The sequence below is a fragment of the Echinicola sp. 20G genome (assembly GCF_015533855.1).
Lineage (GTDB): Bacteria > Bacteroidota > Bacteroidia > Cytophagales > Cyclobacteriaceae > Echinicola.
In genome coordinates, this window is sequence record NZ_AP024154.1 from 2,621,049 (window position 1) to 2,636,095 (window position 15,047).

Here is a 15,047-nt window from a genome sequence, read left to right on the forward strand (position 1 = left end):
GGTTTATAGAGGTGAAAAAGGAAGGTGCTCTTAATTGGATCATAATTTCTAATTTATAGTTCCCTATTTATTTGGGCAGGTATTGGCACCTTTTCGTTGTGGCGAATGGTTGCCAGAGGGTCGCAGAGCCTGATCTCTCGCCTCTTCTTTATAAATCAGTTGCCTGAATTGCTGCAAAGTAAAGGCAGCCATTTTGAAATTCCAAACAAATTCCATTTTAGCCTACAGAAAATATAAAACATGCTAAGCGTCTGTTCAAGGGAAATAATTTTCAAGAACCTCTGCCCAAAGGTCATACCCTTTTTTGTTCATATGAAGTCCGTCCTCTATGAATATTTCCTTGATAGGTTCTCCAGATTCATTGAGAGCGATGTCCCAAACATTGGCAAAGCTTACTTTGGCTGTCTTTTCACAATAAACTTCCAACAATCTATTAAGGGTGTTGTAGTTTTCCTTGAGTGTCCATCTGGAAAGACTTGGTTTAGGGCTGATCAAAATAATCTCAGCATCTGGTAGTTTTGATTGAATCTTAGTGACCAACTTTTTCGTGGTTTTGAGGATGGTAGAAGGTTTTTTGCCACTGGCCAAATCATTGTCCCCTTCATAGATGAAAATTTTACTGGGTTTGTAACGGAAGATTAATTCGTCAGCAAAATGCATTAACTCGTGCGTTTGAGAGCCTCCAAATCCCGTGTTTACAATGGTTTGATTGGGGAAGTATTCGGAAATGTTTTTCCAAAGTCTGATGCTGGAGCTTCCGGTAAACAAGTAGACGGGAGCGTTTCCATTTGGTATGGGGGTGGTGGCAATGATTTGGTCTACTTCGTTTTGGAAACGTTCGGGACCTTCTTGAGCGAAAAGTCCGTTGAGTGAGCCAATAGAAAAGAAGGTGAATATTAATAAGAAGGAAAGCTGTTTTTTTTGGTTGTTGAAGGTCATTTTACATAAAGTTTATTTCAATGAAATTATTAATAAAGTACGATAATTACTTCGTTGGGAGGAGAGTTTATTTTGTTCGGTTGAGATTTTACATTTTCGGACACAAAAGCGTACGTTTTTATACAATGAACGATTTTGAATTGGGATGAAAATTTTGAGTCTCCAAAAAAATAATTGGATCTATAACGTAAAAACCATCCTTGGTGTCAAAAGAAACCATATTCGTCACATTTATTATAGGAGGACAAGTAATAAAAGTAATTTAAGTGGACTATAGCTCGTTTTTTGAGAAAGGGATGAGGAATAGAAGTGGTTATTGGATACTTTCTTAACGTTTTGAATGAATAAGATGAAACAGTTTTTGTGGTTTTGCAGTGGGGCAAATATGGCTCTCTTAAAGAAATGTCCTACTGAATCCAATAAATATATGGGGATTGGTGGTACTGTGTTTTTCACAGGAATTCTTGCTGCCCTATCTGCAGGTTATGCATTGTACACTGTGTTTGGTTTGTGGTATTGGGGCGTAGTATTTGGCTTGATCTGGGGAGTGATGATTTTTAATCTTGACCGATTTATAGTGTCGAGTATGAGGAAGAAGGATAGTGCTTGGTCTGAGTGGAAGTTGGCTTTTCCAAGGTTGGTATTGGCGGTCTTTTTGGCTTTGGTTATCTCCAAACCACTTGAATTAAAAGTGTTTGAAAGAGAAATTAACCGGGTGGTGGATGAAGGTAAGATTCAAGCAATGACCGAGGCGAAGATAGGCTTAGAAGGAGCGTTTCCTGAAGTAGCGAGGTTGGAAGAAGAGAACCAAGCTTTAAGGGATGAAATTACAGCAAAGTCTGTCTTCAGGGATCAAAAGCAAAAGGAGTATGATGAGGAACGCTTTGGGGTGAAAACTCCAGGGACTACAGGAATAGTAGGGCTGGGAACCAATGCCAAGAAGAAGGAAGAGCAGCTTGATGCCGCCCAAGTAGATCTGGAAGCTCTTCAGCAAAGGAATTGGGCCAAAATTGATGAAAATGAAACGGCTATTCAGGAAGCGATTGACAGAAGGCAGTTGGCCTTTGAAGAGCAGCAAAAGAGTATAGACGAATATGATGGCTTAGCTGCGAGGATGGATGCTTTGTCGTCTTTGACTGCAGGAAGCAATGCAATAGCCTTGGCAAACCTGTTTATTATATTATTATTTGTGGCCATGGAAACTGCCCCGGTTATTGTGAAATTGATTGCAGGCAGGGGGCCGTATGATGAGTTGATGGATAAAGCTGAAAGTGAGGTTGCGGTCTATGCTAAGGAGATGAAGTTTAAGAATGAAGAGAAGAGTAGGCAGCGTTTGCAGTTGTTTAAAGAAACATTGGGTGTGGATACTGAGTTGGCGATTAAGAAAGCCATTCACAAAAGTAAAATTATGACCAATGCAGAAATGGATGTTTTAGAGAGAAGTCTGAGTACTCGGAAGGAGGAAGAAGCACCACAAGAAACTTCTTCCTGATTGATGAGAGCCTAAGATATTGAGTGAACTGAACGAAGGTTGTTTGGGGCGCATTTTCTTGCAATTCCCTCCAATTGGTCCATGACATCTGGGACTGATTTCCATTCTGTCAGGCTTATCAACTTAGTAATGAAGTTTAACAGAATTCCAGGTTTTGCTATTTTTTGTCCAAGATTGGCGATTGAGAGATCTCTTAAATGTAGGCAGTCATCTTGGTTAAGGGCAATTAGGTATTCATTTGCGAATTTCCAAGCTCCATCTCTGGCGAGCTTGATGCTGAAGTCCAGTAGCATTTCATCTTTTCCGTTTGCAAATTGGATCAAAAAACCAAACACCGGAGAAACTAGCGACAAATTGGCTTTTACACCGTCCACCATACTGGCAAGGATAATGTTGATTTTGTCAAAGTCATTTTTTATGCCCAGCATGTCTTGTCCGTTCATGGTCAAGACCGCTGCAATGCCAAGGTCAAGATTGATATGAGCGTTGATGCCAAGAAGGAGGTGCTGCAGGATCATGTGGCCACTGGCTGTGGAAGTGTTAAATGCACAAGCCCAACTTTGGGTTGGTGAAGCGGAGGCTAGATGGAGTTCATACGCTTCAAAGAAGCGCGTGGCGAAAAGAATGTCAAGTTTTTCCATTCTTGGATTATCCTCAAATTCGTCATTTTCTATGCCTTCTTTGATGCGCTTGGTTACCTGTCTATAAAGTATTGCAAAGTAACCTATTCGACTTTTCTTGGCTTTACACTGCAAAACAATTTCGTCCATTTTGTGCAGCACATCTTCAATGGTATTCATGGTGAGAGCTTATTTAAACAATTTGTTAAGAAATATAAGGATAAAAATAGAATAGGTTGGAGTGGGTGTGTTTTAGTTGGTTCTAGGAAAGATAAGCTACTGGTTATCTTAAATAGAGGTTTTGATTTGCAATTGGTGGTTTTGTTAAACTTCGAAATTATTTTCTGTAAAACAGGTTGTTGGTGGTTTAATCGTTTTAGTATTTTTTATTTAGGGTAGTTTGGGTTTTGTAGGCGGGAAAATGCATTAGTTGGTGTTTTGTAGCTTGTTTTTTGAGAAAATTATTTTTGGTGTTTTATTGTATTGAAAAATATTTTTATTAAGTTTAAAGAAGTTTTGGTTCTAAAAACGAGGATTAAATTCCTTTTTTCCAAAATATATACGGCTGTTAGTCAGTTAAAATAAACCCATTCGAGGAATCTAGGTAAAGATTCCTCTTTTTTTTGTCTTTTTTTAAACCATATTCTTTGATGTTGACAAAAATCAATTAAAAAATGGGTGTTTTTTAAACCGGTTTTTTGACTTTCTGCAAAAGGGGTGTTTAGAAGTTGGGTTTTTGACCCTATAGAATTCTTAAAGGGTGTTAACAGGCTTAAATAAGGCTTTTTGGGACGCTGTTTTCCTTTTTTTACGTTTTTATGACGGATTTTAGGCGGATAATCATCCTGTGTGATGAAATTGTTAAATTTTCTTAACAAATGAGTTTAAGTGGAATGGTTTGCGCTACATTTTTGGTGCAAGCAGGTGTCAAATCAAAAAGTGTTGCACTTAATTGAATAAGCTAAATATGTAGGAAACAAAAAGAGCTGCCATAAGGCAGCTCTAACTATACAGAATGTAATACTATTTTATATGTAATTGTATTCCGGCTTCCAGCTTTCAATCGATTTATTGAATAGAGAGTGGTTGGCCAGGTGGATACAGGTGGCTGTGGTGGCACCACTAAGTACGTTGGAGGCAGGCATGGCTTTGGTTTGGATGGATTTATAAAAATCCTCTAAAGCATACCAAGTACCATCCTTAGTTTTCTCTTCTAAGATAGGAATGCCTTTACCGTCTTTCCAGGTAAGCTTGGTGGCTCCAGATACACCGTCTACGATTTGCAATTCTTCCATTCTTTCCTTTTCTGGATAGAAGTAGCCTTCATTCATTAGCAATTCGACAGTTCCTTGGGTGCCTTTAATGCTAAAGGAGTATCCTTCTCTAGCGTTACTACAGGTGGCTCCGAAATTACCTATCATCTCTTCTTTTTCATACCTAAGCAGAAGTTGGACATTGTCAAAGGTTTCTCGGCCATCATGATAGTTATCAATGCCACCTGTTCCAATAATTGTATCAGGATGCGTTTCGAATGCCCAGTTGATAAAGTCGATTTGATGGCTCAATAATTCCGCAGGAAGACCTCCAGAATAGTCCTTATACATTCTCCAGTTGATGATCTTTTCCAAAGAAGGGTCAGGGACCGGTCTTTTCCAATTCCAGTTTCTATCCCACCTTGAATCGATTTGAGTTATTTTGCCCAAATAACCTGACTGGATCATTTCCTTAACCTTATAGTATAATGGCGTATAGCGGTATTGGTGTCCGACTTGAAGTGTGAGCGAAGGCTTGTCTTTGACAATCTTGATCAATCCCATGGCTTCAGGGATACTGTAGGTCATGGTCTTTTCAAGGTAAACGTGTTTTCCTGCTTCGAGTGCAGCCTTTGCAGGAGCAAAATGCATGTTGAGAGGAGTGGCTATGATGACAGCGTCAATGGACTTGTCCTCGACCAGCTTTTCGTATTGTTTGTAAGTTTTAAATTTATGCTTTGGGAAGGCTTTATAAGTTTGGTCAAGTCTGAAATCCATCACATCACAAACAGCGATGATGTCAAACTGTTCTGGCATTCTAGACATCACGTGCATGACACCTTTACCTCTATCACCACACCCGATTACTCCAACTTTTATGGGGCCTTCTGTTTGGCTATGGAGAGCACTAGCCATTTGGTAAGGGAATAAAGATCCGCCCAAGACTATGCCGCCGGTTTTCATAAAGTCCCTTCTATTCATGATTGCATTTATTATATTTTTTAAACTTAATTTTTTGACAAGTTCTAAATATATGTCATTAATAAGTGAAAAAGAAATGAGAAGTTTTTGAATGGGTATAATTTCGTTTTAGGTAAATATTTAATGTATGACAGGTTCAAATAGCTTAGTTAGTAATATGAAAGTCATGAAAGTATAGTACGTGCAAGTAAAATGGGAATTTATTGGTTAGTTTAATGTTTTGAAACTAAATGTGATTAATGGCATGTATATCTATGGGGCTTCTGGTCATGCAAAAGTGGTCATTTCGGGTGTAGAAAGTCAAGGTATTGGGATTGTTAAGGTTTTTGATGATAACCCGGAATGTACCTCATGCTTGGGGTATTCTGTTTCTTTTTGGGATGCTGGGGAATATGAGGAGGGTGGCTTGATGGTGATTGCTATTGGAGAAAATGGGATAAGGAAGAGGGTGGTAGAAAGGTTGGGAGCTAAAATAACTTATGGTAAAGTGTTTCATGATAAGTCAATAATTAGCAAATATGTGAAGTTAGGGGAAGGGACCGTTGTGATGGCAGGAGCTATAATTCAGCCTGAGGTTAGGGTTGGGGATCATGTGATTATCAATACGGGTGCAGCGGTAGATCATGATTGTAAAATTGAAGACTTTGTGCATATTGCGCCAAGCGCCACCTTGTGTGGTAATGTTCATGTCGGGAAAGGAAGCCTTATCGGCGCAGGAAGCGTTGTGATTCCTGGAATTAGTATAGGTGAGAACTGTGTGATTGGGGCAGGGGCTACGGTTTTGAGAAATGTCAGTGATGGAGAGACTGTTTATGGAGTGGTCAAATAGTAAATTGATATTATGCAGATAGAAGATATAAAACAGAAAGTTCCCATGATTACCGATAGTCATTTATTGGCGGAGTTGGTAGAAAAAGGTGTTTTTCAAGAAATAGCTTCAGGGGTTACGATTATGGAGCCTGGTAAATTCATAAAGATGGTTCCTTTAGTAATAGAAGGAGCCGTAAAGGTGCTCCGAGTGGATGAAGATGGTAAGGAGCTTTTTTTATATTATTTATACCCCGGCGAAACGTGTGCGTTGTCACTTACCTGCTGTGATGTGAGTCGGGCAAGTGAAATCAAAGCGGTGGCAGAGGAAGATACCATAATACTTGGTGTTCCGGTCAGGGTCCATGAAGAATGGAGTGAAAAGTATTCACAGTGGAAGGATTTTGTGACGCAAACTTATCAAAGGAGGTTTCAGGAGATGTTAAAGGCTTTGGATGCTGTGGCCTTTTTGAAAATGGATCAAAGACTGGCTCGGTATATTTTGGCTAAGATGAACAAATTTAATAGTACTGAACTACAGCTCACGCATCAGGAAATAGCCAATGAACTAGGGACCTCAAGAGAAGTGATATCCCGACTTTTAAAACAATTAGAAAAGAAAAAATGGATAGAATTGGGGCGTAATAAAATTTATGTTAGAGAAGACTTTGAAGAACTTATCAAGTAGATTGATTTTTTGATTTCAAAACCAAAAGGGGGACAGTGCTACGGATGGCCATTTGGGCACAATGGCTTTTATTGAAAAGACGGTCAAAAAAACTTAAGTGTTTAGAAAACATGCTCAGCAGCGTGTTAGGGTAATTTTCAGTAAATTCTTGTAGACCCTGATTTACTTCTTCAGCTTCGATTTCATGAAAACTAAATGAAAGTTTTGGAAAATGATCGTCTAAATAATTTGACAACTCGGAAAAAGTAAGACTGTGAATTTCTTCACGGTCTTTTTTGATATGAATGATCCTGTAAGGAAGTCTGTAATCGCGTGTAAGTGTAATGAGTTGCCCTAAAAAAATGATGTCACTCCTGTTGAGCTCCATCGCCAAGGATATTGAAGATACATTTTTAAAAGTTGCGTGTTTAGGGATAGAGAGTACCGGAATGTTACTTAATCGAATTACTTCCGTTGTGGTAGCACCAAATAAGTTTTGAGTAATGCCACCTTCACCTTGGGAGCCAAGTACGATGAGGTTAAAAGATTCTTTTTCAGCATAACTGCAAATGGCGGATATCACATTTTCCTGCTTGATAATGAAATTAGTGCTAACGCCCTTTTTGATGAGGTTTTTTTGATATGACTTCAATACCTTTGTGGCTTGGTTTTCCAAATTCACCACATATTCGGCAGTTTGTGCTGCAAAGTCATACACTGGGGTATAGGCAAACAATAATGTTAAGCTACTTTGCGGAGTGTTTGCAAGGTGACTAGCAAATTCCAAGGCGTTGAATGCATTGTCTGAAAGGTCTGTAGCAACAAGGATTTTCATGTAGTCCAACAAAATGTTTTATATGAATATAAGGACTAAATGAGATAATCTCAATAAGTTGTTGGCTATAAATGGATTAAGATCCGGGTGTGTTTTGTTTCGAATAGTTTGGAGAAAAGGATAAGGCCTAATGTAACAAATGTCACAACCGTTGGAAAATGAAACTATTAGTTTTGTTGAAAATTAGGAATTAGTAATCAACCGCACATGGATTTAATAGTAATAATTGGTTTTTTGGCTTCAATACTCATTGGCGTTAGTTTGGGTTTGATCGGAGGAGGTGGATCTATTCTTACGGTTCCGATATTGGTTTATCTTTTTGGGATTACTCCGGTTTTGGCAACAGCTTATTCCCTGTTTGTTGTAGGAAGTACTTCACTTGTAGGGTCTGTTAGCTATATGAAAAGAGGGAGTGTTTCCTATAAAACAGCTTTGGTATTTGCCATACCTTCTTTTACAGCGGTGTTTCTTACCAGAAAATATTTGGTACATGCTTTACCGGAAGTGTTGTTCACCTTTCAAGGAATTGAGGTCACAAGGGATGTGGGGATTATGGTGTTTTTTGCCATAATTATGGTAGCGGCAGCATTCTCTATGATCAAAAATGGTAAGAAACTTCAACCTGAAAGTAATGGGAATGACTTGGACTATCCGCTAATTGCTGTTCAAGGTTTGATGGAAGGGACTGTAACCGGTATAGTAGGAGCTGGTGGAGGTTTTTTGATTATTCCGGCATTGGTGCTTTTGGCAAAGCTTCCTATGAAAAAAGCAGTGGGCACATCATTACTAATTATTGCTGCGAAGTCATTGCTTGGCTTCACCGGTGATCTTACTACTCAAAAGATAGACTGGCACTTTTTATTGATCTTTACAGGGCTTAGTGTTACAGGGATATTTATTGGAAGTATGTTGTCCCGAAAAATCAACGATGCAGCCCTCAAGAAATCATTTGGTTGGTTTGTACTGATCATGGGGATTTACATTTTATTCAAAGAAATAACTGGAGTATGAGAGGAACCTTTTCTTATGTGATAGAAGTCACTTTTATCTAGGTAAGTATTCTCTAATTTAGTGTCATAATTAAACCTCTAAAGGGAACTTTTGCCCTATAGAGAAAGTATTAAAGTAATTAATTAACCGCATATAATATCAATTAGAAAGATGAAAATAGAACAAATTTATACAGGATGCTTAGCGCAAGGGGCTTATTATATAGAGTCTAATGGAGAAGCGGCTATCATCGATCCTCTTCGCGAAGTGGATCCTTATATTCAGAAGGCTGAAAGAAACGGGGCAAAAATAAAGTATGTTTTTGAAACGCATTTTCATGCTGATTTTGTCTCAGGACATAAAGACTTGGCTGAAAAGACTGGTGCTAAAATTGTCTTTGGCCCGACCAAAGCCAAACTGGGGTTTGAAGCTGTAGTGGCAAAGGATGGAGAGGAGTTTGAAGTGGGCGGAGTTAAGATTCAAGTGATTCATACTCCAGGGCATACCATGGAAAGTTCTTGCTATTTGTTGACCAATGAAGAAGGTAAGCAGGAAGCCATTTTCACTGGTGATACCTTGTTTATAGGAGACGTAGGAAGACCTGATTTGGCACAGAAAGTATCTGAAGACCTTACACAAGAAAAGCAGGCTGGCCATCTTTATGATTCTTTGAGAAATAAGATCATGCCTTTGCCTGATGACTTGATCGTTTATCCTGCACATGGAGCAGGAAGTGCATGTGGTAAAAACATGAGCAAAGAGACCTCAGATACCCTTGGCAACCAAAAAAAGACAAATTATGCTTTGCAGGAAATGAGTAAAGAGGAGTTTGTGGAGAAATTGATCAATGGGTTGACACCACCTCCAGCATATTTCCCGCAAAACGTGATGATGAATATCCAGGGATACGACAGTATCGATGAGGTCCTAAAGAGAGGAGAACAGGCATTGAGTCCAGATGAATTTGAGGCTACCGTCAATGATACTGGAGCCATTATGCTGGATACTAGGAGCCCGCAAGTATTTGCCAAAGGGTTTGTTCCCAACTCAATTAATATCGGAATTGATGGCAGTTTTGCAGTTTGGGTAGGGACCATGATCCCTGATGTAAAGCAAGAGATTTTGGTGATTGCCGAGGAGGGAAGAGAGGAAGAAGTAATTACTCGATTGGCTAGAGTGGGATATGACCATGCTATAGGTTACTTAAAAGGCGGTTTTGAGGGATGGGAGCAATCTGGAAAAGAAGTAGATGCTATCGAATCCATTTCAGCTGATGAATTGGCAGATATTAAGGCAAAGGATTCTGAAGTCTCAATTTTGGATGTTCGTAAAAGCAGTGAATTTGAAAGTGAACATGTTTTAGGAGCAATCAACGACCCTCTGGATTACATCAATGAGAATATGGATACACTTGACAAAAACCAAACCTATTATGTTCATTGTGCAGGAGGGTATAGGTCTATGATCTTTGCTTCTATCATGCGAGCGAGAGGATTTGAGAATATGATAGATGTAAATGGAGGCTTTAAGAGCATCAAGGAATCTGGGAAGTTTGAATTGACAGAATTTGTATGTCCAACGACCAAACTCTAATCTGATCTTTCATTAAAATTTGAATAGAAAAGGGGATGGTTTTATCCCCTTTTTAAATTAATAAACAGTATGGAAAAAATAATTGATTGGATTAGTCAGCCATGGCCTTGGTATGTGGCGGGTCCATTATTGGGACTGACAGTTCCTGTTTTACTATTGATAGGGAACAAGTCTTTTGGGATTTCATCCTCATTAAGGCATATCTGTGCGGCCTGTGTACCTGCCAAAATTCCATTCTTCTCATATGATTGGAAGAAGGAGGCCTGGAATCTTTACTTTGTTTTTGGAGTATTGGTAGGGGGGATGATCGTAGGATTCTTTTTCTCAAACCCCGAAGCTGTTGTGGTTGCGGAAAGTACTCAGAAAGATTTAGCGGTATTGGGAATCACGCAATACTCTAACTTACTTCCTTCTGAAATCTTTAATTGGCAAAACGTATTTACCCTGAAAGGGCTCGTTTTTTTTGTGTTTGGAGGTTTTATGGTGGGCTTTGGGACAAGGTATGCAGGAGGCTGTACATCAGGACACGCCATCATGGGGATCAGTAACTTACAATGGCCATCAGTGGTAGCGACCATCTTTTTTATGTTGGGGGGATTTGCAATGACGCATTTGTTTCTGCCAACGCTAATGAAAATTGCAGGATTCTAAAATTTAAGACAATGATGAAAGAAGATATATTGGAAAAGCCGGTCGAGTGTGAATCACCAAACCTTCAGAAGAAAAGAGAAACTGGTATTGGATTGTTGAAGTATATGGTTGTGGGAGTTTTCTTTGGTATAATTATGGTCAAATCAGAAGTGATCTCATGGTTTAGAATCCAAGAAATGTTTCGCTTGCAATCTTTTCATATGTATGGAGTAATAGGCTCTGCGGTATTTGTGGGAATGATCTCTATATTTCTGATCAAGAAGTTTAACATCAAGACATTTTCAGGAGAGAAGGTGGTAATCCAAGACAAGGAATTTAGAAAAGGCCAAATCATAGGAGGCTTTATCTTTGGTTTAGGGTGGGCAATCACTGGAGCATGTCCCGGACCATTGTTTGCCCAAATTGGAACAGGCTTCACCGTAGTTACCGTTACTTTGATCAGTGCTTTGGTAGGGACTTGGGTATATGGAAAGTTGGCTGATAAACTGCCTAATTGATCAGATTATTCTTAACAGAAAAAGTGAGTGGGACTAATCCACTCGCTTTTTCTGTTTTATTTAAATACTCTTTTGTAAACAGCTCGAACAAGTAAGATGGCACTGATTATTACAATTCCAGCAATGATAAATTCCATACTGTATTTTTTTATTAGAGCAAAGTAAGTAAAATAAAATCAAAGTAATGAAGTGCTTTATTAAACAGCTTGGGTGCAATCGTTTGCTATAGTTATAATTTAAAATCATTGGTCTTATTGCTTAAAAAGTCCTTTACTTTGTGGGACAAACCTATTACTACAGACCTATGAACTTATTAAGAAAGAGGCGTATAGCACTAAGCGGACTTTTTTTTCTTGCGGGATTGAGCTTTGCATCTTGGGCTTCCAGAATCCCTGATTTTCAGCAATTATTTGATTTAAGCGAAGGGCAATTAGGAACATTGTTGCTAGGGATGCCCTTGGGCTCGTTGATCGCACTGCCTTTGGCAGGTTGGGCCGTGGACAAATACGGAAGCCGTACAGTTATCATAGTGGGGAGTTTGTTTTATGCTTTGTCGCTTTTGAGCTTAGGGTATACGGTGAGTGTTTTTCAGCTAGGAGCTGCAGTAATTATTTTCGGAATGATGGGGAACATCATGAACATTTCCTTGAATACCCAGGCTTTGTTGGTGGAGGATGGTTATCAAAGAAGTATTCTGGCTTCCTTTCATGGATTATGGAGTTTGGCAGGTTTTGCCGGTGCAGGTATTGGTGCGTTGATGATTAAATTGAAATGGGAACCTAAGTTGCACTATTGGGTAGTGGCTGGGATCATGATCTTGATTCTTCTATCAGCTTACCGATTACTTTTCAAAGAAGAAAAGAAAGGCAGCGGTGGAGGGCTGGTGCTGAAAAAGCCTGATGCGATTCTGTTAAGAGTGGGTTTGGTAGGGTTTTTTGGGATGATGTGCGAGGGATGTATGTTTGATTGGAGTGGGGTTTATCTCAAAAAGGTGGTCATGGCAGGGGCTGATCTAGTGCCTTTAGGGTATGTGACTTTTATGGCAGCAATGGCTTCAGGACGTTTTTTTTCGGATACATTGGCCAATAGGTGGAGTAAAATAGTGATGCTTAGAATTTCTGGTGGGTTAATCGGCTTGGGTTTAATCCTTGCAGTGGCAGTTCCTACTTTTTGGGCAGCAGTAACCGGGTTTTTACTGGTTGGTTTTGGTACAGCATCAGTGATTCCTTTGTCATACAGTATAGCAGGTCGTTCAAAAATGTATTCACCTGGCATTGCTTTAGCCTTGGTCAGTACCATTTCTTTTTTCGGTTTTTTGTTGGGACCACCTCTGATCGGCTTTATTGCCGAAATCTTTAACCTTCAGGTTTCTTTTACGGTGATAGCATTGATGGGGACTTGCATCACTTTATTGGTAAGTATAAAAACACAGATATTTGATGCCCACAAAACTCCAGCGAATAAAAAGGTAAGCACTAGTTCTTGATTTGGGAGAAATACTTTTCGAAGCAAGTAAATTCGCCAAAAATCGGTTGTGGGTTTATTCTCTTAAAAAAATCAAATTTCCCTATCTTTGCAGCCTATGAGCAAAAGAGATTTCAAAAGATATACAGTTACTTCCGCTTTGCCTTACGCAAACGGACCTTTACATATTGGGCATTTAGCAGGATGTTATATTCCTTCTGATATTTATGTACGCTATTTGCGTTCATTAGGCAAGGATGTGGCCTACATCTGTGGCTCTGATGAGCATGGAGTGGCGATCACCATCAAGGCCAAAAAAGAAGGGGTGACTCCACAAGAAATAGTGGATCGATACCATGGTATCATGAAGTCCAGTTTTGAGGAGTTTGGAATCAGTTTTGACCATTATTCCAGAACCAGTGCACCCGTTCACCATGAGACAGCTTCTGCATTTTTTTCTGACTTGTATGAAAAGGGTGAGTTTTTGGAGCAATCCACCGAGCAGTACTATGATGAGGAGGCGGGCCAGTTTCTGGCAGATAGGTATATAGAAGGAACTTGTCCTAAGTGTGGCTATGAGCAAGCTTATGGAGATCAGTGCGAGAAGTGTGGGACATCATTGAGTCCTACTGATCTAATTAACCCTAAATCAAAGTTGAGTGGAAACTCACCTGTTTTGAAAGAAACCAAACATTGGTTTTTGGATTTGGCCAGGTATACAGATTTCCTGAAGAAGTGGATTTTGGTTGACCATAAGGGGGATTGGAAAAACAACGTGTTGGGCCAATGCCGCTCGTGGCTAGAGGCAGGAGACGGCCTTCAGGCACGTTCTATGACCAGGGACATGGACTGGGGAGTTCCTGTTCCGGTAGAAGGGGCTGAAGGGAAGGTTTTATATGTGTGGTTCGATGCACCTATTGGCTACATTTCCTCTACGAAGGAATGGGCAGCGGAAAAAGGCTTGGATTGGGAGCCCTATTGGAAAGACCAAGATACCAAATTGGTACATTTTATAGGAAAGGATAATATAGTTTTTCATTGCATCATTTTCCCGGCAATATTAAAGACACATGGAGAATATGTGCTTCCAGACAATGTACCGGCCAATGAATTTTTGAATTTGGAAGGCGACAAAATTTCAACTTCAAGGAATTGGGCAGTATGGTTGCATGAGTATTTGAAAGACTTCCCTGGCAAGCAAGATGTGTTAAGATATGTCCTAACAGCAAATGCACCTGAAACCAAGGACAATGACTTTACTTGGAAAGACTTCCAAGGAAGAAACAACTCTGAATTGGTGGCCATTTTCGGGAATTTTGTAAATAGGGCTGTAGTACTTACCCACAAATACTTTCAAGGATCCATTCCGGAAAGAGGCGATCTGTCACCTTATGACCAAGAAGTGATTGATGAGTTGAAAGCATACCCCAACAAAATTGCCGCTTCGATAGAAAAATACAGGTTCAGAGAAGCCTTGAGTTTGGTAATGGACTTTGCCAGACTTGGTAACAAATATTTAGCGGATACCGAGCCTTGGAAGACCATCAAAGAAGATAAGGAGAGAACAGCAACCATCTTAAATATAGCGCTCAACATTGCTGCTAATTTAGGCGTTGTTTGTGAGCCATTTTTACCGCTTACCGCGGAGAAATTATCAAGCATGCTAAATACAAGAGGCTTGAAATGGACTGATGCAGGAGCTGATAATTTATTGAAAGGTGGAGAAGAGATTGGAAAGGCAGAGTTGTTATTTGAAAAAGTAGAGGATGAAGTCGTTGATGCCCAAGTTCAAAAATTAATGGAAGCAAAGAAGCAGAATGAAGCAGCAAATGCTACCGTTCCTGCAGTGAAGGAAAATATTTCTTTTGATGATTTTACCAAGCTAGATCTTCGAGTTGTGACGGTTTTGGAAGCTGAAAAAATGAAGAAGTCAAAAAAGTTGATAAAGCTGACAGTTGACACTGGCTTGGAAAAAAGGACGGTACTGAGCGGAATAGCTGAGCATTTTAATCCTGAAGAATTAATAGGTAAACAAGTAACCATGTTGATTAATTTGGCTCCCAGGAAAATGATGGGCGTTGAGTCTGAAGGTATGATATTGATGGCTGAAGATAAAGATGGAGCATTGAGATTAATGATGCCACATGAAGCTACAGCACCGGGATCACCAATAAGTTAGAAAAGAAAGCGCATCTTTAGATCGGCTTAAGGATGCGCTTCTTGTTGTTTTTAGTAAAGCCAAAGAAAAATAAATAGGT

General features: G+C 39.5%; 13 protein-coding genes and 1 riboswitch. Of the genes, 9 read left to right on the plus strand and 4 right to left on the minus strand.

Annotated elements, in window-relative coordinates; translation table 11 throughout:
- Positions 1–50: 50 nt before the first annotated feature.
- A riboswitch (SAM riboswitch) is annotated at positions 51–157 on the minus strand.
- Positions 158–255: 98 nt separating this feature from the next.
- The gene (locus JL001_RS11065; RefSeq protein WP_200976139.1) at positions 256–939 is read right to left on the minus strand and encodes a GDSL-type esterase/lipase family protein; all 684 of its coding nucleotides are present in this window, start codon (positions 937–939) and stop codon (positions 256–258) included.
- Between the two features lie 340 nt (positions 940–1,279).
- Between JL001_RS11065 and JL001_RS11070 the strand changes: the two genes are divergently transcribed.
- Complete coding sequence (locus tag JL001_RS11070; protein ID WP_200976140.1) at positions 1,280–2,431, plus strand: DUF4407 domain-containing protein; 1,152 nt, start codon at positions 1,280–1,282, stop codon at positions 2,429–2,431.
- Positions 2,432–2,442: 11 nt separating this feature from the next.
- Here the strand turns inward: JL001_RS11070 and JL001_RS11075 are convergent, their stop codons facing one another.
- Positions 2,443–3,231, minus strand: a complete 789-nt coding sequence (locus JL001_RS11075) for a DUF5995 family protein (RefSeq protein WP_200976141.1) — start codon at positions 3,229–3,231, stop codon at positions 2,443–2,445.
- Positions 3,232–4,079: 848 nt separating this feature from the next.
- The gene (locus JL001_RS11080; protein ID WP_200976142.1) at positions 4,080–5,285 is read right to left on the minus strand and encodes a Gfo/Idh/MocA family protein; all 1,206 of its coding nucleotides are present in this window, start codon (positions 5,283–5,285) and stop codon (positions 4,080–4,082) included.
- Positions 5,286–5,505: 220 nt separating this feature from the next.
- Between JL001_RS11080 and JL001_RS11085 the strand changes: the two genes are divergently transcribed.
- Positions 5,506–6,114: an acetyltransferase gene (locus JL001_RS11085; protein ID WP_370567361.1), complete on the plus strand. Its 609-nt coding sequence runs from the start codon at positions 5,506–5,508 to the stop codon at positions 6,112–6,114.
- 12 nt (positions 6,115–6,126) lie between these two features.
- On the plus strand, positions 6,127–6,780 hold the full coding sequence (locus JL001_RS11090; protein WP_200976144.1) for a Crp/Fnr family transcriptional regulator: 654 nt from the start codon (positions 6,127–6,129) through the stop codon (positions 6,778–6,780).
- On the opposite strand, the gene JL001_RS11095 is transcribed toward JL001_RS11090, so the two are convergent.
- Complete coding sequence (locus JL001_RS11095) at positions 6,773–7,594, minus strand: universal stress protein (protein WP_200976145.1); 822 nt, start codon at positions 7,592–7,594, stop codon at positions 6,773–6,775. The genes JL001_RS11090 and JL001_RS11095 overlap by 8 nt on opposite strands.
- 207 nt (positions 7,595–7,801) lie before the next feature.
- Between JL001_RS11095 and JL001_RS11100 the strand changes: the two genes are divergently transcribed.
- The 6 genes from JL001_RS11100 (at position 7,802) to metG (ending at position 14,968) form a co-directional block, all read left to right on the plus strand.
- The gene (locus JL001_RS11100) at positions 7,802–8,605 is read left to right on the plus strand and encodes a sulfite exporter TauE/SafE family protein (protein ID WP_200976146.1); all 804 of its coding nucleotides are present in this window, start codon (positions 7,802–7,804) and stop codon (positions 8,603–8,605) included.
- A 150-nt stretch (positions 8,606–8,755) separates the two neighbouring features.
- On the plus strand, positions 8,756–10,177 hold the full coding sequence (locus JL001_RS11105; RefSeq protein ID WP_200976147.1) for a rhodanese-like domain-containing protein: 1,422 nt from the start codon (positions 8,756–8,758) through the stop codon (positions 10,175–10,177).
- Between the two features lie 69 nt (positions 10,178–10,246).
- Positions 10,247–10,828 carry a YeeE/YedE family protein gene (locus JL001_RS11110; protein WP_200976148.1) on the plus strand — a complete coding sequence of 194 codons (582 nt, stop codon included), beginning with the start codon at positions 10,247–10,249 and terminating at the stop codon, positions 10,826–10,828.
- An 11-nt stretch (positions 10,829–10,839) separates the two neighbouring features.
- Positions 10,840–11,325 carry a DUF6691 family protein gene (locus JL001_RS11115; protein ID WP_200976149.1) on the plus strand — a complete coding sequence of 162 codons (486 nt, stop codon included), beginning with the start codon at positions 10,840–10,842 and terminating at the stop codon, positions 11,323–11,325.
- 304 nt (positions 11,326–11,629) lie between these two features.
- The gene (locus JL001_RS11120) at positions 11,630–12,811 is read left to right on the plus strand and encodes an MFS transporter (RefSeq protein ID WP_200976150.1); all 1,182 of its coding nucleotides are present in this window, start codon (positions 11,630–11,632) and stop codon (positions 12,809–12,811) included.
- A 96-nt stretch (positions 12,812–12,907) separates the two neighbouring features.
- Entirely contained in the window at positions 12,908–14,968 is a 2,061-nt protein-coding gene (gene metG, locus JL001_RS11125; protein ID WP_200976151.1) for a methionine--tRNA ligase, read from the plus strand.
- Positions 14,969–15,047 lie beyond the last annotated feature (79 nt).